The following is a 23,204-nucleotide window of genomic DNA, read 5'->3' as shown; positions in this document are numbered from 1 at the left end:
AGTACGCGCGCAGACGCGGCTCAGAAGTGCGCCTTGACCAGCAGGCTGGCGGTGTTCTGGTCGGTCGAACCGACGAAGTTGTCGCTGACGAAACCGCCGTCCTTGATGCCGTACTTGTTCTTCCAGTAGTCGTATTCGATACCGACGTAGAGCTGCTTCTCGCCCCATTTCAGCGCCTTGCCCAGGTCGTACTTGATCTGTGGGTTGAAGTGCAGGTTGGCGTGGTAGTCGCCGCGACGATTGCTGTCGTTGTCCACCACCCAGTCCATGAAGCCATCGATGAGAATGTCCGATTCGCCCACCGGGATGGTGTAGCTCCACACCGGGGTGATCTGCCAGACGTTGCTGCCGGGGCGGCTGCCATCGGTGGTGCGCAGGTAGGTGTTGAGCTGGAAGTAATCGAAGCCGGGGATGTCCAGATCGACGGCCGGGCCGATCAGGTAGGACTCGACGTCGTCTTCACCGAACTCGTAGGTGGTGGCGATCAGTACGTCCTTGATCGGGCCGAAGGAGAAGTCGGCACCGGTGATCTTGCCCAGCGAGAAGCGCGGGCTGAGTTCGCCGTAGAAGGTGTGGCCGTCACCGGCGCCGTTGGTGGCGTCGGTGTTGTACTTGATCACGTCGACGAACAGGAACAGGTCGCCGAAGCTCCAGCCGCTGGCGTGCTCGAAGGTGACGGTCTGCTGAATCTCCGGGTCGATCTTGAAGTCTTGCCCGTAGAGATAGGTCAGGCTGTTGTTCTGCCAGTGCAGCAGATCGCCGGCGACGGCCTGGCCGCCTGCCAGCAGACCGCTGGCGAGCGCCAGCGAAGAGAGAGTGCGATTCATGGAAGCTCCTGATGGTTAAGACGTGTCGTTATGATTTTTAAACCTGTCCATCTGGTCAGGCTGGAGCTGCTAGAGCAAAAACGGCGCCAATTCTTTATGCCGTAAATAGTCTTTTAAGATCAATCAGATGGCGAAATTTATGCAGGGCGGGACGGACGCCGCGCTGCACTTTTTCTGATCGCTGAGACAGCTTTGGCTTTGACTTGGTGCGTGTCGTCAGCTCAGGGGCGCCGTTTGCGTGGCTTGCGCGGTGCGCGCTCGGTACCGGGTACGTGCAGGTAGGCCATGACGCTCTCGGTCAGTTCCTGAGCGAGGCTTACCGCTTCCTTGTTACGCGCCATGACGCCTGCCACCAGGGCTTCGATCAGGGCCAGCACGGCGCTGTTGGAGCTGATCAGCACCGGGTGTTCGGCGGGGGCGAACAGGCTGTACTCGGCGATCTCCACCAGCGGCGAGGCGGGTGAGTCGGTGATGGCCAGCACGCAGGCGCCGCGTTCGCGGGCAAAACGCGCCAGCTGCAGGGTGTCCAGCGAATAGCGCGGCAGGGAGATGGTCAGCAGCACGTCCCGCTCGGTGATGGCGGCCAGGCGGTAGGCGGCGTTCTCGTTGCCGCCTTCCATGCTGATGGCGGTGGCGTCATCGCAGAAGGGCACCAGGTTGGCCGCAGCCAGGCCGGCCATGTAGGCGCTGTTGCCGAAGCCGAGAATGTAGATGCGGCGCGCCCCCAGCAGGCGTCCGATCACCGCCTCGAACACGGCGGCGTCATTGTTGCTGGCCGCCGCGCCGAGATTGCTGCTGGCGATCTGTAGCTGTTCGTGCAGACCGAAGGCCCCGTCCGGGCGCTGCGCCAGCTCGTCGCGCAGCTTGTCCACCGGCGACACCATGTCCTGCAGGGTGGCGACCAGCTCGGCCTTCAGGCTGATATAGCCGCGCAGCTCCATGGCCTTGGCCAGGCGATTGACCGCTGCAGGCGAAGTCTGCGTGGCCTGCGCCAACTCCTCGATGGTCAGGGTCGCCGATTTCAGCGGATGGCGCAGGATGAAGTCGGCGACCTTGCGCAGTGAAGGCTGCAACTGGGGTGCGACTTCGGCGAGCTTGCGCAGGATGGGGGCGCTGTAAACGGTAGAGGAGGACGACGAGGTGCTCGGCATGGCTGAGGCTGATCCGGTCTGACGAATGGGCGCAGTTTATCCGAAGCGCGTCGCCGCGCGTGTCTTTCGCTTACTTGAGACTGCCGCTGAGGAACTGTTGCAAACGCTCGGACTGCGGATTGACCAGCACCTCGCGCGGGCAGCCGGTCTCCTCGACCACGCCCTTGTGCAGAAACACCAGTTGGTTGGACACCTCGCGGGCAAAGCCCATCTCATGGGTCACCACCACCATGGTGCGGCCTTCGCTGGCCAGGTCCTGCATCACCTTGAGCACTTCGCCGACCAGCTCCGGGTCGAGCGCCGAGGTGGGTTCGTCGAACAGCATCACCTCCGGCTCCATGGCCAGGGCACGGGCGATGGCCACGCGCTGCTGCTCACCACCACTCATATGCGCGGGGTAGGCGTCCTTGCGGTGCGCGACGCCGACCTTGGCCAGGTAGTGCTCGGCCTTGTCGCGCGCCTCGGCCTTGCTCATGCCGAGCACGTGCACCGGCGCTTCGATGACGTTGTCCAGGGCGCTCATATGCGACCACAGGTTGAAGTTCTGGAACACCATCGACAGACGCGAGCGCATGCGCTGCAGCTGTTTGCTGTCGGCGGCCTTGAGCGCGCCGCCGCGATTGGCGACCAGCCTGAGCTCTTCGCCATTGAGCCGGATGCGGCCGGCATGCGGCTGCTCCAGCAGGTTGATGCAGCGCAGAAAGGTGCTCTTGCCCGAGCCGCTGGAGCCGATGATGCTGATCACGTCGCCGGCCTTGGCGGCCATCGATACGCCGCGGATCACCTCGTGGCTACCGTAGCGTTTGTGCAGATCCTGAACTTCGAGTTTGTACATGTTGTTGTTCTCTTGAGTCATGAATCAGTCGCTGAGCAGGCGACCCTGTCGAATGGGCGTTGCGCCGGCGACCTTGGCCAGCCACAGGCCGGGGCGGGCGAAGCGCATGCGCTCGCGGGCATAGAGCACGCCGCAGGTTTCGGCGCGGACGATGCTGTGCTGCTCGCTCAAGGGGTCTATCACCTCGAACAGTGCCTCGCCGCGCTCGACCCGCTCGCCCGGCTGTTTGAAGAAGCTGACCACGCCCGGATGCGGAGCGAGGGCGTACTGCGCGCCGGCAAAGGGCGTGGCCTCGCAGCAGTGCTCCGGGGCTGCCGGCCAGTCGCCGGCGATCAGCCCCTGCTCGGCGAGGAAGGCCAGAATCGCCTCGGCGCTGGCTACCGCGCGTTCGGCTTCGGTGTCGGCCATGCCGCCCAGCTCCACGGTGGTGGCCAGGCAGGCCAGGGGAATCTCGGCTTCGGGAAAACGCTGGCGCAGGCGCTGCCAGGGCATGGCGCAGGCCTCGTCGAACGAACTGCCGCCGGAATCCTCGGCCAGCAGCACCGCGCCGGCCTGCAGGCGCGCCGCCAGAGGGCGCAGTGCCGGCCAGTGCTGCGGCGCGCTGTACAGATGTACCGCTGCCTCGAAGTCGCAGTGCAGGTCGAGCACGACGTCGGCATCGCAGGCATGGCGCAGCAGCAGACGTTGCATGCCTTCCAGCTCCGAGGCCGGCGCGGGCAGGGCGTCCAGCGCCTCGGCCATGGCGCGGCGAATCACGCGCACGTTGCTCGGCCCGTCGCTGCCCAGCTGGCCTTCCACATGCGCTGCGACCGCGGCCGCCAGATCGACGAAGTCGCGGTTGAAGTTTCTGCCGCTGGCGAATTCGAAGCGGCCCTGGACCGCCGCCTGGAACAGCTGGCTCAGGCCGATGGGGTTGGCCACCGGCACCAGTTCGATCACGCCGGTCAGGCGTCCGGCGCTTTCCAGCTGCAGCAGGCGGCGTCTGAGTTCCACCGCCACGCGCATGCCCGGCAGCTCGTCGGCATGCAGGCTGGCCTGGATGTAGGCCTTGCACGGGCCACTGCCGTAACGCAGCACGCTGAGGTGGCGGCTGGTACCGGTCGGGCTCCAGGGCAGTGGGTGGTCGATACGTTGCATGAGGCTTCCTTGTTAATGCTTGCGTGGGGTCAGGTGGGCCAGCCAGCGCAGTTCGGCGTATTTGAACAGACGCACCAGGCCCACCGTCAGCAGCAGATAGAACAGGCCGGCGGTGATGAAGGCTTCGAATGGCATGTAGTACTGCGAGCTGATGGTGCGGGCCGCACCGGTGAGGTCGATGAGCGTCACCAGCGAGGCCAGCGAGGTGGTGTGCAGCATCATGATCACCTCGTTGCTGTATTGCGGCAGCGCACGGCGCATGGCCGAGGGCAGCAGGATGCGCCGGTAGAGCTTGGTGCGCGACATGCCCATGGCCTTGGCCGCCTCGATCTCACCAGGCGGCGTGGCCTTGATGCTGCCGGCGAGAATCTCTGCGGTGTAGGCGCTGGTATTGATGGCGAACGCCAGGCAGGCGCAGAAGGTGGCGCTGGAGAAGTAGGGCCACATGAAGCTGTCGCGGATGACGTCGAACTGGGCCAGGCCGTAGTAGAGCAGAAACAGCTGCACCAGCATCGGCGTGCCGCGAATCACGTAGGTGTAGAGCCAGGCCGGGAAGTTCACCAGCGGCGAGCGCGACACGCGCATCAACGCCAGCGGCAGAGCCAGCAGCAGGCCCAGGGCAAGGGCGATCAGCAGCAGCTCGAAGGTGACCAGCAGACCGCTGGCATACAGCGGCAGGCTGGAGAGGATCAGGTTGAAGTCGAGCATGGGGCAGTCCTTCAGAGTTCGGCCAGGCGGGTGCCGACCGAATAGCGTCGTTCGACGGCCCTGAGCAACAGCAGCGAAACGCTGGTCAGCAGCAGATAGAGGGCGGCGACGGCGAGGTAGAACGTGAAGGGTTCACGGGTGGCGTCGGCAGCGTTCTTGGCCTTGAACATCATGTCCTGCAGGCCGACCACCGAGATCAGTGCGGTGGCCTTGGTCAGCACCAGCCAGTTGTTGGTAAAGCCGGGAATGGCGAAGCGGATCATCTGTGGCACCAAGATGCGGAAGAACACCTGGGCGCCGCTCATGCCGTACGCCGCACCGGCCTCCGCTTGACCTTTCGCAATGGCCATAAAGGCGCCGCGGAAGGTCTCCGACAGGTAGGCACCGAAGATGAAGCCCATGGTGAACACGCCGGCGACGAAGGGATTGATGTCGATGTAGGCGGTGTAACCCAGGCTGGGCGCGATGCGGTTTACCAGGTCCTGACCGCCGTAGAAGATCAGCAGAATCAGCACCAGATCGGGAATACCCCGGATCAGCGTGGCGTAGGCGTCGCCCAGATTGGCCAGCCAGCGCAGCGGCGACAGGCGCAGCGCCGCGCCGGTGAGGCCGAGCAGGATGGCCAGTGCCATGGAACACAGGGCCAGAGTCAGGGTCAACCAGGCGCCCTCGATAATGATCGGGCCGTAGCCTTGCAGCATGGTGGGAAACCTCGTGGAGCGCAGGGAAGCCGGCGCCTGCTATGGGCGCCGGCGAGGGCGGCGGATTACTGGCCGTAGATGTCGTAGTCGAAGTACTTGGCCTGCACCTCGGCGTACTTGCCGTTGCTGCGGATGGCGTCGATGGCGGCGTTGAGTTTCTCGGCAGTGGCGGCATCACCCTTGCGCACGGCGATGCCGGCGCCGCGGCCGAAGTAGCGCGGGTCATTGAAGTCCGGGCCGACCAGGGCGAAACCCTTGCCGCCGTCGGTTCGCAGGAAACCCTCGTCGATGTTCACCACATCGGCCAGCACCGCGTCCACCCGGCCTGCCAGCAGGTCGAGGAAGGCTTCGTTGTTGGAGCCGTAGCGCACCACGTTGACGCCGGCCGGGGTCAGTTCGGCGGTGGCGTAACGATCGTAGGTGGAGGCGCGCTGCACGGCGACCTTCTTGCCCTTGAGGTCGACACTCGGGTCCTGGATCTGGCTGCCTTCCTTCATCACCAGCTTGCCCGGGGTGTGGTAGTACTTCTTGGAGAAGTCCACCGATTTCAGGCGGTCCTCGGTGATAGACATGGAGGACAGCACGGCGTCGACCTTGCGCACCTTCAGCGAGGGAATCAGACCGTCGAACTCCTGCTCGATCCACTGGCATTTGACCTGCATCTGCGCGCACAGCTCGTTGCCGATGTCGTAGTCGAAGCCGGCGATCTTGCCGTCGGCGGTCTTGAACGCGAAGGGCGGGTAGGCCGCCTCGATACCGATGCGCAGCGCCGGCTCTGCGGCGATGGCGAAGGTGCCGAAGGTGGACAGCGCCAGGGCGCCGAATAGAGCGATCTTGTTCATCTTGTTACTCCAGTGGATGGCGGTTGGGAGACAGTTTGCGTCGCGACAGGCGGCGGCTGGTCGAGCGTTACGCCGACTGTTGCCAGGCGGCGCCGGCAGGGCCTTGTGAGCCTTCCGGTGGGCGAATGGGTGGAACGCCCGGGCAGGTGCATGACTATCTGTGACGTGTTTTTTTTCACGAATCTACTTTTAAGAAATATTTATGTCAAACATCGCTTGGGGTGCTTGTGCCTCGATTTTGCCTGGTATATAAATTTTCACGCGTCTCGATAGTGAAAAAAACATTTCATATCGCTGTGTCTGCCGTCACCCCGTTTCAGTTGGCCGGCGAGCAGGAGCACACCGCTTTCGACTTCTGATAAGAGCAATAACAATGAACAAGCAGCGCAACCTTCGCGGCCTTCTCGCCGCGCTCATTCTCTGCGGCAGTGCCGACCAGGTACTGGCCGACGGCAATCTCCTGGCGGTCGGCGGCATGCTGCGAGCCAGCAACAGCCTGGTCTACGAGAAACTCATCGAACTGGCTGGCGGCACCGAGCAGGCGCGTATCGCCATCATGCCCACCGCCAGCGGCAGCCTGGGCTCCAGCAAGCGCTTTCAGGCCGAGCTGGAAGCCCTGGGCGTGTCTGCCGAGCACATTCGCATCGTCGGCATCGACCGCCACAACTACCAGGACACCATGAACGACCCTGCCGTGGTCGCGCCGCTGCGCGAGGCCAGTGCGGTGTGGTTCGTCGGTGGCGATCAGGCACGCATCGCCCGTGCGCTGTTCAACGCCGACGGCAGCCCGTCGCTCGCCATGCAGGCCGTGCAGGCGATTTACGACAAGGGCGGCGTGGTGGCCGGTACCAGCGCCGGGGCCAGCATCCTCGGTGCGCGCATGCCCACCGCCTACGGAGTGGTCATGGACACCCTGGATTTCGGCGTGGCCACTGCCGAGGGGCGGCGCGGTACTGCCCTGCTCGGGGGCGCAGGTCTGTTCAAGGCCGGCGTGATCGACCAGCACTTCGACAAGATCGAGGAAACCAGCAGCGGGCGTGCGGCGCGCATGGCCAGCTACCTGCTGGAGCAGCCGGCTCCGGGCAAGGGCTTCGGTCTGGATACCAACACCGCCATGTGGATCAAGCCCGGTGGTGAGCTGGAGGTGCTGGGCGAGGGCTACCTGACCATCATGGACCCTGCCGCGGCGAAGAAGAGCTTCGGGCTCTACGGCACGCGCATCGACGACATGCGCCTGGCCATGCTCGGTCATGGTGATCGCTACGACCTGGCCTCGGGCGAGATCCGGCCGGATGCCGGCAAGCAGCCGATCGAGCCTGGCAACGAGTACCTGGTGGGCAACCGCCTGCTCACCGACCTGTCGGCCGTGTCGGCGATCAACCGAGCGGTGCTCTATGGCCTGGCCGACAACACGGCGAGCCGTCAGCTCGGGCTGATGACCCGCTACAACCCGGCCAACGGCTACCACTACGGCTATCGCTTCGAGTTCAGCAAGCGCGCGGATTTCGCCGCCCACAGCCGCTTCCACGATTCGCAGACCAACTACAGCGTCAGCGGCGTACGCCTGGACATCCGTCCGGTGACCGCCGATCTGCGCGAGCCGGCCGCCGGCGCGCCGCGTGATGCCGGCAACGGTCGCCGCGGCGACGCCATTCGTGCGGTGACCTTCCGTGGCCTGATGACCCTCAACGCCGAGGGCGCGTTCGAAGCCGAGCGCCCGATCACCCGCGGCGAGCTGGCCAATGCCCTGCAGATGACCCTGTCCGCGGAGCCCAATCTCAAGGCCGTGCCGACGCTGAGCGACGTGCCCGCCGAGCATCCGCTGCGCGAGCACATCGAGGTGGTGGTTTCCAACGGCTGGATGGATGGCGCCGAGCGTTTCGACGCCCAGCGGCCGGCCAGCCGCGCGGACTGGGCGCTGGCCTGCAAGACGCTGGTCGAGCGCTTCAGCGGGGCCACGCTGAGCAAGACCGTGGCGCTGCAGGACATCGCCGGCCTCGCCGCGCCCAACGCCGAGGCTGCCGCGCAGACCGTGGCCGAAGGTTGGCTGAGCGCCAACCAGGGACGCTTCGAGCCCGCTGCGCCGGTCAAGCGCGCCGAGGTCGCCGAGACCCTGGCACGCATCATCGGCCTCTAGACCCTTTTTCTACATCTATCCCGGCCCGCCTGCACCGTCCAGGCGGGGTGGGTACGGCTGCGCCGGAGAAACGAGCCATGCAACTGAACCGAGTGGAAGTCTTCGCCCTGCACAAGCTGCTGCAGGGCAACGCCCAGGTGGCACTGAGCGCTACTGCACCGAGCGTGCAGGTGCTGGAGCGGGTGCAGACCGGCGCCGGCTTCTTCTCGGTGATTCGTCTGCCGCGCCGGCTCGAGGTGAGCAGCGAGCTGCGCGAGCGGCGCTGGCCGTTTCGCCTCAAGCGCCGGCGTGGCGCCGGCTACTTCGTGTGCTGGCTGGAGGACAGTTCGCTGTGCCTCGAGGCCGTCATCGAACGCGGCGAATGCCCCGCCGATCTGGTTCCCGAGCTGTTCACCTGAGCGGCTGCGAACACCGCCCGCGTTGCGGGTACCCCATACCAATAAAAGCAATGGAGTAAGGCATGAAGATTCTGCAACTCAGCTGTCTCGCCGTGGCGATCGGCGCCCTGGTCTCGCAAGCGGCCATCGCCGGTCAGCAGCAGGAGGCCAACGGCTTTATCGAGGACAGCAGCCTCAAGCTGATCAACCGCAACTTCTACATCAATCGCGACTACCGTCATGGTGGCAGCAATAGCCAGGGCATCAATGGCGCCAAGCCTTCCAGTGAGCGCAACGGCTATCGCGAGGAGTGGGCCCACGGCGCGCAGCTGAACTTCAGCTCCGGTTTCACCCAGGGCACCGTCGGTTTCGGCGCTGACGCCTTCGCCTATGGCGGGGTCAAGCTCGATAGCGGCCGCGGCCGGGTGGGTGGTGGTCTGCTGCCGATCAGCAACAACCGCACGGCCGATGCCGAGGTACCGGACAGTTACGGTCAGGTTGGCGGCGCGGTGAAGCTGCGTGCCTCTTCCACCGAGCTGAAGTACGGCGAAATGCGCCCAACCGCACCGGTGTTCGCCACTGGCGACGCGCGTCTGCTGCCGGAGACCGCCACCGGCTTTCAGATTTCCAGCAACGAGTTCGACGCGCTGTCGTTCGAGGCCGGCCACTTCACCTCGATCAACCGCCGCAACTCCACCAACTCCGATGACGACATGACCAGCGAATACGCCGGGGCCGAAGCGCGCAGCGTCGACTTCGCCGGCCTCAGCTATGTGGTCAATGACGATCTGAGCCTGATGTTCTATGCCAGCGAAGCCAAGGACGTCTGGCGTCAGTACTTCGCCAACCTGAACTACAACATCCCGCTGGCCGATAGCCAGGCGCTGAACTTCGACCTGGTGGCGTACAAGACCCGCGACGAGGGCGAGGCACGTGCCGGCGAGCTGGACACCCTGACCTGGTCGCTCAAGGGTGCCTACAGCTTCGGCGCGCACAGGCTCAGCCTGGCCTATCAGAAGGTGCGTGGCGACGAGTTCTTCGACTACATCGGCGGCGACTCCATCTGGCTGGCCAACTCGGTGCAGTACTCCGATTTCAACGCTCCCAACGAGCGCTCGGTACAGATCCGCTACGACCTGAACATGAAGCACTACGGCATTCCCGGCCTGACCTTCATGGCGCGCTACATCAAGGGCGACGACATCGACGGGACCAAGGCCGATCCGAATGGCGCCTTCGCCGGCTGGGCCGGTGACGACGAGAAACACTGGGAGCGCGATCTGGAAGCGCGCTACGTGTTTCAGGAAGGCGCGGCCAAGGACCTGTCGCTGCGCCTGCGTCATGCCACTCACCGCTCGACGGCATTCGATGATGACCTCGACGAGGTGCGCCTGATCATCGAGTACCCGCTGAGCATCCTGTAACGGCATTCTCCGGGCGGCGACAGATCCCGGGCCGCCCGGAGCTTTTTCTTCAAGGTCAGCTCCCATGCTCCTTTGGCCTTAAGGCGTCGCCAGCGGCGCCTTCCTTTCCGCCAGGAGCCCTGACCACCTGGCCCCGCGCGGGGCAAGGAGTCGAAATGCTACGTATGCTGTTGTGTCTGTTCGCTGTGCTGCTTGCCCAACCGGGCGCGGCAGGACCGTTGCGGGTTGCCATGGAGGGGCAGTTCCCGCCTTTCGAGGAACTCGATGCGCAGGGCAATCTGGTCGGCTTCAACGTCGACATCGCCAGGGCCCTGTGTCAGCGCATGCAGCGCGAATGCGAACTGCAGCGCTTCGCCTGGGATGAGCTGATCCCGGCACTCGACGCGGGCCGCGCGGACCTGATCCTGGCGTCCATGTCGATCACCGCGGCGCGCGCCGAACGGGTGGATTTCACCGCTCGCTATGCGCAGACCCCGGCCTTCTTCTTTGCCCGCAAGGGCCATATCAATCAGATGCTGATCACCCCGCGGCGCATCGCCGGCAAGCGCGTCGGCGTGCAGCAGGGCACCACCTACGAGCGCTTTCTCGAGGCCCGCTTCGCCGAGCATGTGCAGCTGCTGCGCTATCCCAGCGCCGCCCAGGCCTACCAGGCGCTCGCAGGCGACGAGCTGGATCTGGTGCTCGACGACGCCGTTTCCGGTTACTTCGGCTTCCTCCTGACCGAACTGGGCCGCGACTTCGAGCAGGTCGGCGGCCCCGTGGTGGCGCCGCAGTTCTTCGGCCAGGGGCAGGGCATCGCCGTGCGCAAGGGCGACGACCAGCTGCGCGAACAGCTCGATCTGGCGCTGGCGGCGATCCTCGCCGACGGCACCCACAAGCGCATCGAGAAACGCTACTTCAAACAGTTTTCCGTTTACTGAGGCCGGCCCGCCGTCTGCGCTCTGGCTCCCAATCACCGTTCCCCAACCAGCGTCACCAACCGTGCCCGTGCGGCACCTGCGGAGAAATCGAAATGATCGGATCGGTTATTCGTTACACCCTCATGCTGGCTCTTCTGTTACCGCTGCCGGCCCTGGCGGCCGGCCCGCTGCTGCTGGTGGGCGGCGGGCTCAAGGACGACAACGCGGTCATCTACCAACGTCTGGTGCAGCTGGCCGGCGGCAGTCAGGCGCGCATCGGCGTGATCACCGCCGCCTCGATCCCGCCGAGTCAGGACCCGGACGCCGGCACGGCCAACGCGCGCAACTCCAAGGCCAATGGCGAGTTTTATGCGCAGCTGCTGAAGACCTACGGCGCCCAGGATGCCCAGTGGATCCCCATCGACCTGGACAGCATCGGCAACAACAGCAACCCGCAGGTGATCGCGCAGATCAACGGCATGACCGGTTTCTTCTTCGGCGGCGGCGACCAGTCGCGCCTGACCCAGACGCTGCAGACCGCAACGCGCGCCGACACGCCGGCACTGGCCGCGATTCGCGCCCGGCACGCTGCCGGCGCCGTGCTCGCCGGCAGCAGCGCGGGAACCGCGATCATGGTCGGCGGGCCGATGATCACCGGCGGCGAGAGCTATCCCGCTCTGCGCTACGGCGTCTACACCACCCCGGGCGGCGATGACCTGTCCTACGACATGCAGGGCGGTTTCGGCTTCTTCAGCCACGGCCTGCTCGACACCCATTTCAGCGAGCGCGGTCGCCAGGGGCGCATCGTGCGCCTGGCCGACTACACCAACGTGCCGTTCGCCTACGGCGTCGACGAGGACACCGCGCTGCTGGTGCAGGACAACCCCAGTCTCGGCCAGGTGGAGATGGAAGTGCTCGGCAGCAACGGCGTGTTCATCTTCGACCTGCGCAACAAGCAGCGCGGCACCGGCAGCAGCTATGCCCTCTACGACGTGCTGGCCAGCTACCTGACCGCCGGCGACCGTTACCGCCCGGCCAATCAGCAGTTCGTGATCGCCAGCGGCAAGACCAGCCTGCGTGGGCGCGAGTACTACAGCTCGGCGATGACCGCCACCGGCGACATCTTCAGCAGCCCGAACAACAGCGGTGCCAACGGCCGCCGCAACCCGCGCGAGTTCGTCAAGGTCAGTACCGACCTGTTCGACAGTCGCTCGACCAGCACCCTGGGCCGCACCTACGAGAACAATCCGCGTTTCCGCGTCGACCTGATCAAGAGCACCGCGTTCGACAGTCACGGCTATCAGGGCGTCATCAACGGCAAGCGCCTGACCTCCTATCTGCGTCTGCGCGTGGATATGCGTCCCAACTGAGAGAGTGCCTCGTTCGCGCTGCCTGCATCCACTCAGGCAGCGCGGCTTCGTGCTGATCCAGAGCGAACCTGTCGCGCAAGCAAGCGGCGCGTTACACGTGATTTCGCGGGGCTGGCCGAGGCCGTAGGGTGCGCCGTGCGCACCGGAGGGCGTTGCTCTTCGAACTGCCGTGGCCCCGTCTTCGCTTGTGCCGAAAGCTGGTGCGCACAGCGCACCCTACGGAACGCCGGCGCGTCCATTCGAGCGGAGGCGCACCGCCTGTTCGGCCGCTATTGGCCCTGCACCTGCTCGATCAGCCGGCGGCGGGTGGTCTTGAGCAGGCGGTCGGACAGTTCTGGGTCCTTGACGCTGCGCGATAGCAGCAGGGCGCCGACCATGGCCGAGAGCAACAGCACACTCTGGTCGGCGGCGTCATCGCCGCCGATGTTGGCTTCGATCAGCGCCAGGCGATCTCGCACCAGCGCGTCGGTGGTTTCACTGGCCTCGCCACGCTGGCCCAGTTCGGCAGACATGGTCGGCAGCGGGCAGCCATTGCCGGGGTTGGCGCGATGCGCGCTGGACAGATAGCTGGCGATAAAGCGTGGCAGCGGCGTCTCGGCATCCTTCGCCAGTGCCTCGGTGCTGCTGGAAAGTTCCTCCACCGCATGGCGCAGGGCGGTTTCCACCAGGTCGTCCTTGGACTTGAAATGGGCGTAGAAACCGCCATGGGTGAGGCCCAGAGCCTTCATCAGCGGCTGCAGTCCGGTGGCGCCCACGCCGTCGCGGCGAAAGCGCAGGGCCGCCTCTTCGATGATGCGTTGGTGAGTCTTGGCCTTGTGATCTTCCGAATAGCGCATGGGCTCTCTCGTTTATCAGATGCTGGCTGTCATCTTACACCTGCATCGGTGTTCTGGCGCGGGGCGCCCATATCGAGGATCAGGCAGGTGGTGGAGGCGACGGCATAGAGGCGCTCGTCGACGTCGTACAGGCGGCCTTCGGCCAGGGCTGTGGAGCGGCCGACGTGGATGATGCGGCCTTCGGCGCGTACCGGGCCTGCTTCGCTGCGCAGGGCGCGGACATAGCTAACCCGCAGATCGGCGGTGGTGTAGCCCTGGCCGGGCTTGAGCAGGGTATGCACGGCACAGCCCATGCAGGAGTCGAGCAGGGTGGCGATATAGCCGCCGTGTACGCTGCCCAGCGGGTTGTAGTGGCGTTGGTCCGGTGTGCCCTGGAAGACGAACAGGCCGCTGGCCCATTGCACCGGGGTGAAGTCGAGCACGGCATTGATTGGTGGCGAGGGCAGGTCGCCGCGGCCGCTGCCGTCGAAGAAATCCATCGGCGTCATGGCGGCCACTTCCGCCAGGCTGAGGGTGCCGGGGGCGGCGAGACGGCTGCGCACCGCCTGTTCTTCTGCGATCCAGGTGGCGAGGCGAGCGTCTCGTGATAAGGCGGTCATGCGGGCTCCTGATAAATATGATGGACGACATTCAATGTTTCATATTATGGTCGAAATATAAATAGCCGCCAGTCGCTGTCGATCGGAGTCTTGCCATGCACCCGTCCCGTGCCCTGTTGATCATTTTGATGCTGCTGACTGCGCTGGGTGAAACCTCCACGCAGTTGCTGATTCCCGCGCTTGGCGAATTGGAACGTGGACTGAACGCCGAGCCCGGCAGCAGCCTGTTGGCACTTTCATTGTTCGTCGGCGCGTTTGGCCTCGGCCAGTTGCTGCTGGGGCCGCTGTCGGACCGGCTGGGGCGCCGCCCGGTGCTGCTCGTAGGTTTGAGCCTTTATCTGCTGGCGACGCTGGGCATGCTGCTGGCGTCGAATATCGAGCTTCTGATCGGCATGCGTGTGCTGCAGGGCCTGGGGGCCTGCGCGGCCCTGGTGCTGGCGCGCGCCATCGTGCGCGACGTATGGCAGGAGCAGGCGGGGCCAGCCCTGGCACTGACGGTGCTGGGGATGTTCGCGGCCATCGTTCTGTCTCCCGTGGTCGGCGGTCTGCTGACCCAGTACGGCGGCTGGCGCGCGCCGCTGCTGGCCACCCTGATGCTTGGCAGCCTGGCGTTGCTGTCGGTGCTTGGCGGTTATCGTGAGACCCATCTTCAGCGGGATCCGCAGGCTGGCCGGCTCAAGGGGCTGCTCGCCAGCTACCTGCAGGTGTTGCCCAGTTGCCGAGCCCTGGCGCTGACCATCGCCTGCACCTACGGCGCGATGTTCGTTGTGGTGGCCGGTTCGTCGTCGGTGTACATCGGCCTGCTGGGGCTGAGCGCCGCGCAGTACGGGCTGACCTTCGCCTTGATCGTTTCCGGCTTGCTCGGCGGCGCGCTGTTCACCTTGCGCAACGTGCAACGCCTGGGGCCGCAGCGGGTGGTGGGTATCGGCGTCGCGCTGGTGCTGGCCGGGGCGCTACTGACCTTGACGGTCTATCTGTTGTTTGGCCTGTCGCTGCTGGGGCTGTCATTGCCGCAGGTGCTGGTCACGCTCGGCGGCGGCATGCTGTTGCCCGCCGCGGTGGCCGGTGCGGTGATTCCCAATCCGCAACGCGCCGGGTTGGCCGCAGGGCTGATGGGATTCTCGCAGATGGCCGGTGCCACCCTGGCCGGCCTGTTGCTCGGCGCCCTGCAGGATGGCTCGGCCTGGCCTATGGTTGCCTTGCATGCGCTGTTCGCTGTGCTGGCATTTTTGTTCTTCCACCTCTTGCGGGTACGCCCGGTCGTCAAGACCGCGGTGGCCGGCGAACTGCCCTGATTCGAGGAAATGCTATGAGCAGCTATGACGTGGTGATCATCGGCGCCGGCCCCGGCGGCTATAACGCCGCCATCCGCGCTGGACAACTTGGCCTGAAGGTGGCTTGCGTTGAGGGGCGCGAAACCCTCGGCGGGACCTGTCTGAACGTCGGCTGCATGCCATCCAAGGCATTGCTGCATGCCTCCGAACTCTACGAGGCGGCAGCCGGTGGTGAGCTGACTGCATTGGGTGTGGAGGTCACGCCGACGCTCAACCTGGCGCAGATGATGAAGCAGAAAGCCGACAGCGTCGAAGCGTTGACCAAGGGGGTGGAGTTTCTGTTTCGCAAGAACAAGGTGGAATGGATCAAGGGCTGGGGGCGGATCGACGGTCCTGGGCGAGTGCAGGTCAAGCTGCACGAGGGCGGCGAGCGCCTGCTGGAAACGAAGAACATCGTTATTGCCACGGGCTCCGAACCGACGCCATTGCCGGGCGTGGACATCGACAACGCACGCATCCTCGACTCCACTGGCGCGCTGTCGCTGCCGGAGGTGCCCAGGCATCTGGTGGTGATCGGCGCCGGCGTGATCGGTCTGGAGCTGGGCTCGGTATGGCGTCGCCTGGGCAGTCAGGTCACCGTGGTGGAATACCTCGATCGCATCTGCCCGGGCCTGGACGGTGAGACCGCCAAGACCCTGCAGCGCACCCTGAGCAAGCAGGGCATGAACTTCAAGCTCGGCACCAAGGTATCCGGCGCGAAGACGGGCAAGTCTGGCGTGACCCTGACGTTGGAGCCGGCCGCCGGTGGTACGAGCGAGCCCTTGGAAGCCGATTACGTGCTGGTGGCCATCGGCCGGCGCCCCTATACCAAAGGCCTTGGGTTGGAGAACGTCGGCCTGAACACCGACAAGCGTGGCATGCTCGCCAACGACAAACACCAGAGCGGCGTGCCCGGCGTGTGGGTGATTGGCGATGTCACCTCGGGGCCGATGCTGGCGCACAAGGCCGAGGACGAGGCGGTGGCCTGCATCGAGCGCATTGCCGGGCATGCGGCGGAGGTTAACTACGGGGTGATTCCCGGGGTGATCTACACCCGGCCGGAAGTGGCCAGCGTCGGCAAGGGCGAGGAGGAACTGAAGGCCGAAGGGCGCGCCTACAAGGTCGGCAAATTCCCTTTCACCGCCAACAGCCGGGCGAAGATCAACCACGAGACCGAAGGTTTCGTGAAGATCCTCGCCGACGCCAACACCGACCAGATTCTGGGTGTGCACATGATCGGCCCGAGTGTGGGCGAGCTGATCGGCGAGTATTGCGTGGCCATGGAGTTCTCCGCCTCGGCCGAGGACATCGCGCTGACCTGCCACCCGCACCCGACCCGTTCGGAGGCAGGACGCCAGGCGGCGATGGGTGTGCATGGCTGGACGATGCAGGCGTGAGAGCTGGGAGGGGCGTCCTACCTTCCTAGGCTGTCGACGCTGAGGTAGAGCGATAGCCAGGGATGGTCGGGTTGGGTGGCTTTGTTCTTTTCGATCAGCGAGTGTATGAGTCTGAGCGGCAGGGTGTCTGACGCCAGTTCTTCAATGGCGATGTTTTTCCAGGTGCCCGAGCCATCTTTGCCAACCATGAAGGCCAGGATGGGTTTGTCCTGGTTATTCAGGTTCTGATACTCGGGCAGGGTTGGCTCCCGGCTGGGGTCATTGCGCAGCATCGACGCTGCATAGGCCTCCAGCTCGGCTGCTGGTGGCCAGTTTCGCCAGGCCTTCTCTCCCTCGCTCATGGTGCCGATCAACTGTGCATCCCTGAGAAAACTGGTTACCAGGAACCATGGCGCGGAGTCGTCCGTCCTTTCCAGCTTCTTGCTCAGGTCATAAGTCTCTTTGCGATACACCAGATCTCGATTGGTCATTTCCAGAAACGCGACCTGGCGCTCTGCCGCAGTAAACAGCCCTGAGTCATCGAAGGAAATCCTTGAAAGCGCTACTCGATCCAGCGCTGCGAACGGATTTTCTGCGGAGCGGCTGATATGGAGTTTCTCCTCACCGTAATGATGGCTGAGAAGATAGTTGGCTGCTTGCTGGGCCAGTGTTTGCCGCTCCGGGCTAAGGTCCTGAGACATTTCCTTGAGGAAATCGGCATTCTTGCCCTGTGCCTTGATCTGCTGGTGGTTGCTCTCCAGAAACTCATCGAATCCTACTGCCCCACTGGCCTTACCCGCAGATTCGTTCTGAAGTAGCAAGGATATTTTCGTGGCCGCAGGAGAGAGGGTTACCTTCACGCCCGCATCAGTGCCAATGGCCTTTGGGCCAGGCGATGATCTGGATTGATCGGCATCACGCTGAATAACGGCGTTTGCCGCGCCCGCCTTAAACGAACGATATGCCAGCAGACCTTCCACGCTGAAGTTTGTCATTTCCATATCCCTTGGAATCTTGCTGTTATGCGCGTGCAAAAAAGTGTCGGACGCGCGATGTCGACTGTGCTCAATTATGTGATCGGCAGCGAGGAATTAGGCTTTAGTGGCTGAAGCACCCTGAATGCGGCGCAGAGACCCAAGAGCATGCCGATGAGCGTGCTCGCATTGCCTGGCATGCCCATGAGAGTGTCTTTCTTTTACAAGCAGATTAGGGGCTCGGTGCGGCGTTCTTGAGTGATCTTCCCGGATTTCATCCGGGCTACGTCAGAGCACGTGATCGAGGTTCACCGGTTCGCCCGGTTGGAGATTGAGTTTGCTGCGGATATCAGCGAACACCTTGTCGTACTCGTCGTGGCCGCGCATCACCGGGCTGGCGTTGGGGTGCAGGCCATGGCGGGCGGCGATGCGGGTGGCGACGCTGGCGAAGTTGAAGGCGACGTCGCGGTGCAGTTCGAACTCTTCCTCGAAGTGCCTGCCGTCCACGTCGCCGACCAGACGCATATGCAGCATCGGCCCCTGTTCCGGGTCCTTGCGGACTTCGTAGTAGAAATCCACCGAGAAGGGCGGCAGCAGGCGCATATGCTCGGGGCGGTCGTTGTTGTCGCGGTGCAGGTGGCCGGGTGTGAACATGATCGAGCCCTCTCTCAGCGATAGGCGATGCCGTTGTAGTTCAGACTGATGCGCGTGCCCGAACGACCCTGGACGATGGCTTCGATATTTTCCAGCGAGCCGATTACCGCCGTGCTGCCGGTATTGCGCGCGAATTCGCAGGCGGCCTGCACTTTCGGCCCCATGGAGCCGGCGGCGAAGCCGAGCTTTTCGATCTCGTCGGGATGGGCTTCGGCGATGGATTGCTGCGTGGGTTTGCCCCAGTCGATATAGGCAGCGTCGACATCGGTGGCGATCACCAGCAGGTCGGCATTGAGCTGTTCGGCCAGCAGCGCCGAGCACAGGTCCTTGTCGATCACCGCCTCGACGCCGCGCAGCTGGTTGCCGTCATACATGGTCGGGATACCGCCGCCACCGGCGCAGATAACCACGCTGCCTTTTTCCAGCAGCCACTTGATCGGGCGGATTTCGAAGATGCGCTGCGGCCTCGGGCTGGCCACCACGCGGCGGAACTTGTCGCCGTCCGGGGCGATACTCCAGCCTTTCTCGGCGGCCAGACGTTCGGCTTCTTCCTTCGTGTAGACCGGGCCGATGGGCTTGGTGGGGTTCTTGAAGGCAGGGTCGGCGCTGTCTACTTCCACTTGCGTGAGCAGGGTAGCGAAGGGCACTTCGAACGGCAGCAGGTTGCCCAGCTCCTGTTCGATCATGTAGCCGATCATGCCTTCGGTTTCGGCGCCGAGCACGTCCAGCGGGTAGGGGTTGGCGGCGTCATAGGCGTTGCCTTGCAGGGCCAGCAGGCCGACCTGCGGGCCGTTGCCGTGGGCTATCACCAGTTCGATGCCTGGCGCCACCTTGGCGATCTGCTCGCAGGCGACGCGCACGTTCTCTCGTTGGTTTTCCGCGGTCATGGCTTCACCGCGGCGAAGCAGGGCGTTGCCGCCCAGGGCGATGACGAGTCGCATGGTGTTCTCCTTGTTTGAGGTTGTAGCCCGGATGCAATCCGGGGCGATGGGGTAGGCTACTCCCGGATTTCATCCGGGCTACGTGACATGGCATTCACGAACGGCCCCCTCTCCCCCGGCCCCTCTCCCGCAAGCGGGAGAGGGGAGGCAAGCGTGCAGCGTCAGATGTCAGCCAGAGTGGCCACCAGAATCGCCTTGATGGTGTGCATGCGGTTTTCCGCCTGCTCGAAGGCGATGTTGTAGGGCGACTCGAACACGTCTTCGGTGACCTCGATGCCGTTCTTCAGGTGCGGATACTGCTCGGCGATCTGCTTGCCGACCTTGGTCTCGCTGTTGTGGAAAGCCGGCAGGCAGTGCATGAACTTGGCGCGCGGGTTGCCGGTGGCCTTCATGATGTCCATGTTGACCTGATAGGGCAGCAGTTCCTCGATGCGCTCACCCCAGGCTTCCACCGGCTCGCCCATGGAGACCCAGACGTCGGTGTGGACGAAGTCCACGCCCTTGACCGCCTCTTTCGGATCTTCGGTGAGCAGGATGCGTGCGCCACTTTCTTCCGCGAACTTCTTGCAGGCGGCGACGTGTTCGTCGCTCGGCCACAGCGCCTTGGGCGCGGCGATGCGTACGTCCATGCCGAGCTTGGCGCCGACCAGCAGCAGCGAGTTGCCCATGTTGTTGCGGGCGTCACCCAGGTAGGCGTAGGCGATGTCATGCAAGGGTTTGTCGCTGTGCTCGCGCATGGTCAGCACATCGGCGAGCATCTGCGTCGGGTGGTATTCGTCGGTCAGGCCGTTGAACACCGGTACCCCGGCATAGGTGGCCAGCTCTTCGACGATTTCCTGCTTGAAGCCGCGGTACTCGATGGCGTCGTACATGCGCCCGAGCACGCGGGCGGTGTCCTTCATCGACTCCTTGTGGCCGATCTGCGACGAGTTCGGGTCGATGTAGGTGACGTTGGCGCCCTGGTCGTAGGCCGCCACCTCGAAGGCGCAGCGGGTGCGGGTGGAGGTCTTCTCGAAGATCAGCGCGATGTTCTTGCGGGTCAGGTGCTGCTGCTCGGTGCCGGTGTACTTGGCGCGCTTGAGGTCGCGCGACAGGTCGAGCAGGTAACGCAGCTCGCGGGTGCTGTGGTGCATCAGGCTGAGCAGATTACGGTTGTGCATGTTGAAAGCCATGGTTCTTTCTCCTTTTGGGCCGTCGAAACACCCCGGCGGTGGGTGGTCGCCGGGGCTGGCTGGATCAGTAATCGATAGGGTCGCGGATGATCGGGCAGGTCATGCAGTGGCCGCCGCCGCGACCACGCCCCAGTTCGCTGGCGCTGATGGTGATGACCTCGACGCCGGCCTTGCGCAGCAGGGTGTTGGTGTAGGTGTTGCGGTCGTAGCCGACCACCACGCCCGGCTCCAGGCAGACCACGTTGTTGCCGTCGTCCCACTGCTCGCGCTCGGCCTCGTAGGCGTCGCCACCGGTTTCCACTACGCGCAGTTTCTTCAGATTGAGGGATTCGGCGACCACGTCGACGAAGGGCTTGTCCTCGCGGCGTACGTCGATGCCGCCAGGGCGGCTTTCGTCCGGGCGCAGGATGAAGGGCACGATGCTGTTGGCGACTTCCGGGAAGATGGTCACCAGGTCGCGGTCGCAGAAGCTGAACACGGTATCGAGGTGCATGGCTGCACGGGAGCGGCCGAGGCCGGCGACCACCACCTTGTCTGCCGCGCCCTTGGCGAACAGTGCCCGCGCCACCTGGCCGATGGCCTGATGCGAGGTGCGTTCGCCCATGCCGATCAGCACGGTGCCGTTGCCGATGGGCATCACGTCACCCCCTTCGAGGGTGGCCGAGCCGTGGTCCTTGTCCGGGTCGCCGTACCAGATCTCGAATTGTTCGTCGGCGAAGTCCGGATGGAAGGTGTAGATAGCGCTGGTGAGCAGGGTTTCCTGACGGCGTGCCGGCCAGTACATGGGGTTCAAGGTGACACCACCGTAGATCCAGCAGGTGGTGTCGCGGGTGAACTGGGTGTTGGGCAGCGGCGGGAATATGAAGCTGGATTCGCCGAGGTAGGCGTTGAACATCTTCGCCGCCTCGGACTCCTTGTGCTTGACCAGGTCGGCGCCGGAAACGCCGCCGATCAGGAACTCGGCAATCTTGCGTGGCTCCAGCCCTTCGATGAAGGAACGTACTTCGTTCTGCAGGCCGAGGCCGACGCTGTTGGGGGTGATCTTGCGATCGAGAATCCACTTCAGCGCGTTGGGATTGCTGACGGTCTCTTCCAGCAGGTTGTGCATCTCCACCACCTCGATACCGCGCTCGCGCATCTTGGTCATGAAGTCGAAGTGGTCGCGTTTGGCCTGGGATACCCAGATCACATCGTCGAACAACAGTTCGTCGCAGTTGGCGGGGGTCAGGCGCAAATGGGCGAGGCCTGGCGAGCAGACCATCACCTTGTGCAGTTTGCCGGCTTCGGAATGAACGCCGAGGGCTTTCTTGGACATGTCGAACTCCTTCTCTTACAGACTCAGGAAACCGTCATACAGCCCGTAGGCGGCGATGGCGGCACCGATCAGGACGGCGACGAAAATGATCTTCTCGACGCCGGTGAAAATGGGCTGTCCCAGTTCGCGCTTGGCCTTGGCGAAGAGGATCGCGCCAGGGGCATAGAGCAGCGCGGACAGCAGCAGGTATTGCACGCCTGCGGCATAGACCAGCCACACCGCGTACAGGGTGGAGATGGCTGCGATCAGCAGGTCCTTGTTGCGCTCACCGGTGTCGTGCTCGTAGGTCTCGCCGCGCACTGCCAGCAGCACCGCGTAGGCGCTCGACCAGAAGTACGGCACCAGGATCATCGAGGTAGCCAGGTACAGCAGGCTGAGGTAGGTGGAGGCGCTGAACAGGGTGATGATCAGAAACAGCTGGATCAGCCCGTTGGACAGCCACAACGCATTGGCAGGAACGTGGTTGACGTTCTCCTTGCGCAGGAACTCGGGCATGGTGTGGTCGCGGGCGCTGGCGAAGAGAATCTCGGCGCACAGCAGGGTCCACGACAGCAAGGCACCTGCCAGCGAGACGACCAGACCGATGGAGATCAGTTGCGCCCCCCAGGGACCGACCACCTGCTCCAGCACGCCAGCCATGGACGGGTTCTTCAGCCCGGCCAGTTCGGCCTGGGCCATGATGCCCTGAGACAGGATGTTGACCAGCACCAGCAGCAGAAGCACGCCGACGAAACCGATCACCGTGGCTTTGCCGACATCGCTGCGCTTCTCGGCGCGGGCGGAAAAGATGCTCGCACCCTCGATGCCGATGAACACCCAGACGGTGACCAGCATCATGTTGCGCACCTGATCCATCACGCTGCCCAACTCGGTATTGCCGCGGCCCCAGAAGTCCGCGGTGAACACGTCCATCTTGAAGGCGATGGCGGCGATGACGATGAACAGCGCCAGTGGCAGCATCTTGGCGATGGTGGTGACGGTGTTGATGAAGGCCGCTTCCTTGATCCCGCGCAGCACCAGAAAGTGCAGCAGCCAGAGCAGCACCGAGGCGCCGATCACCGCTGGCAGGGTGTTGCCCTCGCCGAATACCGGGAAGAAGTAACCCAGGGTGGAGAACAGCAGCACCATGTAGCTGACGTTGCCGATCCAGGCGCTGATCCAGTAGCCCCAGGCCGAGGAGAAGCCCATGTAGTCGCCGAAACCGGCTTTGGCGTAGGCGTAGACCCCGCCGTCGAGTTCGGGCTTGCGGTTGGCCAGGGTCTGGAAGACGAACGCCAGGGTCAGCATGCCGACCCCGGTGATCAACCAGCCGATCAGGGTAGCGCCGGCGCTGGCGCTGGCCGCGATGTTCTGTGGAAGCGAGAAGATACCGCCGCCGACCATGGAGCCGACGACCAGCGCGATCAGCGCGCCGAGGCGGAGTTTTTGCGTCGAATCAGACATCTCAATTACCTCCGTGTCACAAGGGGACATAGGTATTGAGCGCGTTTGGCGAGCACAGCATCCTGACTTGAATCAATAGTCAGGATTCGTCAACGCACATCCATGTCGTAGCCGTTGCCGAGCACCTGATGCAGATCAGGACTGCTGCTCCAACCGGCGCTAGGGCGCGCCAG

At 64.2% G+C, this 23,204-nt stretch carries 22 protein-coding genes; 7 read left to right on the top strand and 15 right to left on the bottom strand.

Translation table 11 applies throughout. The features are described from left to right. Nucleotides 1–20 precede the first annotated feature (20 nt). The 7 genes from BLR77_RS04830 to BLR77_RS04800 all read right to left on the bottom strand — a co-directional run bounded on the left by BLR77_RS04830 (nucleotide 21) and on the right by BLR77_RS04800 (nucleotide 6,201). The gene (locus BLR77_RS04830) at nucleotides 21–827 is read right to left on the bottom strand and encodes an outer membrane protein OmpK (protein ID WP_074675720.1); all 807 of its coding nucleotides are present in this window, start codon (nucleotides 825–827) and stop codon (nucleotides 21–23) included. A 221-nt stretch (nucleotides 828–1,048) separates the two neighbouring features. Further along, complete coding sequence (locus BLR77_RS04825; protein ID WP_074675719.1) at nucleotides 1,049–1,978, bottom strand: MurR/RpiR family transcriptional regulator; 930 nt, start codon at nucleotides 1,976–1,978, stop codon at nucleotides 1,049–1,051. Between the two features lie 70 nt (nucleotides 1,979–2,048). Continuing rightward, nucleotides 2,049–2,813 (bottom strand): ABC transporter ATP-binding protein, encoded by a 765-nt coding sequence (locus tag BLR77_RS04820; protein WP_074675718.1) that lies wholly within the window; start codon nucleotides 2,811–2,813, stop codon nucleotides 2,049–2,051. Between the two features lie 24 nt (nucleotides 2,814–2,837). Continuing rightward, nucleotides 2,838–3,950 (bottom strand): succinylglutamate desuccinylase/aspartoacylase family protein, encoded by a 1,113-nt coding sequence (locus BLR77_RS04815; protein ID WP_074675717.1) that lies wholly within the window; start codon nucleotides 3,948–3,950, stop codon nucleotides 2,838–2,840. A 12-nt stretch (nucleotides 3,951–3,962) separates the two neighbouring features. Continuing rightward, the gene (locus BLR77_RS04810; protein ID WP_074675716.1) at nucleotides 3,963–4,658 is read right to left on the bottom strand and encodes an ABC transporter permease; all 696 of its coding nucleotides are present in this window, start codon (nucleotides 4,656–4,658) and stop codon (nucleotides 3,963–3,965) included. Between the two features lie 11 nt (nucleotides 4,659–4,669). Next, complete coding sequence (locus tag BLR77_RS04805; protein ID WP_074675715.1) at nucleotides 4,670–5,359, bottom strand: ABC transporter permease; 690 nt, start codon at nucleotides 5,357–5,359, stop codon at nucleotides 4,670–4,672. Between the two features lie 65 nt (nucleotides 5,360–5,424). Further along, nucleotides 5,425–6,201: an ABC transporter substrate-binding protein gene (locus tag BLR77_RS04800; protein ID WP_074675714.1), complete on the bottom strand. Its 777-nt coding sequence runs from the start codon at nucleotides 6,199–6,201 to the stop codon at nucleotides 5,425–5,427. 373 nt (nucleotides 6,202–6,574) lie between these two features. Here BLR77_RS04800 and BLR77_RS04795 point away from each other — a divergent pair, with 373 nt between their 5' ends. The 5 genes from BLR77_RS04795 to BLR77_RS04775 all read left to right on the top strand — a co-directional run bounded on the left by BLR77_RS04795 (nucleotide 6,575) and on the right by BLR77_RS04775 (nucleotide 12,408). After that, complete coding sequence (locus tag BLR77_RS04795) at nucleotides 6,575–8,338, top strand: cyanophycinase (RefSeq protein WP_074675713.1); 1,764 nt, start codon at nucleotides 6,575–6,577, stop codon at nucleotides 8,336–8,338. Nucleotides 8,339–8,415: 77 nt separating this feature from the next. Continuing rightward, entirely contained in the window at nucleotides 8,416–8,736 is a 321-nt protein-coding gene (locus BLR77_RS04790) for a hypothetical protein (protein WP_074675712.1), read from the top strand. Between the two features lie 62 nt (nucleotides 8,737–8,798). Continuing rightward, entirely contained in the window at nucleotides 8,799–10,139 is a 1,341-nt protein-coding gene (locus BLR77_RS04785) for an OprD family porin (RefSeq protein ID WP_074675711.1), read from the top strand. Between the two features lie 155 nt (nucleotides 10,140–10,294). Beyond that, complete coding sequence (locus BLR77_RS04780) at nucleotides 10,295–11,059, top strand: transporter substrate-binding domain-containing protein (protein WP_074675710.1); 765 nt, start codon at nucleotides 10,295–10,297, stop codon at nucleotides 11,057–11,059. Between the two features lie 92 nt (nucleotides 11,060–11,151). Further along, nucleotides 11,152–12,408 (top strand): cyanophycinase, encoded by a 1,257-nt coding sequence (locus BLR77_RS04775; RefSeq protein ID WP_074675709.1) that lies wholly within the window; start codon nucleotides 11,152–11,154, stop codon nucleotides 12,406–12,408. 269 nt (nucleotides 12,409–12,677) lie between these two features. Here the strand turns inward: BLR77_RS04775 and BLR77_RS04770 are convergent, their stop codons facing one another. Both BLR77_RS04770 and BLR77_RS04765 read right to left on the bottom strand, forming a co-directional pair. Next, the gene (locus BLR77_RS04770; protein WP_074675708.1) at nucleotides 12,678–13,244 is read right to left on the bottom strand and encodes a TetR/AcrR family transcriptional regulator; all 567 of its coding nucleotides are present in this window, start codon (nucleotides 13,242–13,244) and stop codon (nucleotides 12,678–12,680) included. A 29-nt stretch (nucleotides 13,245–13,273) separates the two neighbouring features. Next, entirely contained in the window at nucleotides 13,274–13,843 is a 570-nt protein-coding gene (locus BLR77_RS04765) for a PaaI family thioesterase (RefSeq protein ID WP_074675707.1), read from the bottom strand. A gap of 95 nt (nucleotides 13,844–13,938) precedes the next feature. On the opposite strand from BLR77_RS04765, the gene BLR77_RS04760 reads away from it, so the two are divergent. After that, on the top strand, nucleotides 13,939–15,138 hold the full coding sequence (locus BLR77_RS04760) for a Bcr/CflA family efflux MFS transporter (RefSeq protein WP_074675706.1): 1,200 nt from the start codon (nucleotides 13,939–13,941) through the stop codon (nucleotides 15,136–15,138). A gap of 14 nt (nucleotides 15,139–15,152) precedes the next feature. Next, nucleotides 15,153–16,553, top strand: a complete 1,401-nt coding sequence (gene lpdA / locus BLR77_RS04755) for a dihydrolipoyl dehydrogenase (protein ID WP_074675705.1) — start codon at nucleotides 15,153–15,155, stop codon at nucleotides 16,551–16,553. A gap of 17 nt (nucleotides 16,554–16,570) precedes the next feature. Here the strand turns inward: lpdA and BLR77_RS04750 are convergent, their stop codons facing one another. The 6 genes from BLR77_RS04750 to arcD form a co-directional block, all read right to left on the bottom strand. Further along, nucleotides 16,571–17,527: a hypothetical protein gene (locus tag BLR77_RS04750; RefSeq protein WP_074676776.1), complete on the bottom strand. Its 957-nt coding sequence runs from the start codon at nucleotides 17,525–17,527 to the stop codon at nucleotides 16,571–16,573. A gap of 267 nt (nucleotides 17,528–17,794) precedes the next feature. After that, nucleotides 17,795–18,160 carry a DUF5064 family protein gene (locus tag BLR77_RS04745; RefSeq protein WP_074675704.1) on the bottom strand — a complete coding sequence of 122 codons (366 nt, stop codon included), beginning with the start codon at nucleotides 18,158–18,160 and terminating at the stop codon, nucleotides 17,795–17,797. A 14-nt stretch (nucleotides 18,161–18,174) separates the two neighbouring features. After that, the gene (gene arcC, locus BLR77_RS04740) at nucleotides 18,175–19,101 is read right to left on the bottom strand and encodes a carbamate kinase (RefSeq protein WP_074675703.1); all 927 of its coding nucleotides are present in this window, start codon (nucleotides 19,099–19,101) and stop codon (nucleotides 18,175–18,177) included. Between the two features lie 161 nt (nucleotides 19,102–19,262). Continuing rightward, nucleotides 19,263–20,273: an ornithine carbamoyltransferase gene (locus BLR77_RS04735; RefSeq protein WP_074675702.1), complete on the bottom strand. Its 1,011-nt coding sequence runs from the start codon at nucleotides 20,271–20,273 to the stop codon at nucleotides 19,263–19,265. A gap of 64 nt (nucleotides 20,274–20,337) precedes the next feature. Beyond that, nucleotides 20,338–21,588, bottom strand: a complete 1,251-nt coding sequence (gene arcA / locus BLR77_RS04730; protein WP_074675701.1) for an arginine deiminase — start codon at nucleotides 21,586–21,588, stop codon at nucleotides 20,338–20,340. Nucleotides 21,589–21,603: 15 nt separating this feature from the next. After that, nucleotides 21,604–23,031, bottom strand: a complete 1,428-nt coding sequence (gene arcD, locus BLR77_RS04725; protein ID WP_074675700.1) for an arginine-ornithine antiporter — start codon at nucleotides 23,029–23,031, stop codon at nucleotides 21,604–21,606. Nucleotides 23,032–23,204 lie beyond the last annotated feature (173 nt).

This window comes from Ectopseudomonas alcaliphila, from assembly GCF_900101755.1.
GTDB lineage: Bacteria > Pseudomonadota > Gammaproteobacteria > Pseudomonadales > Pseudomonadaceae > Aquipseudomonas > Aquipseudomonas alcaliphila.
The sequence above is the reverse complement of the archived record's forward strand: the minus strand, read 5'-3'. Positions and strand labels throughout refer to the sequence as shown.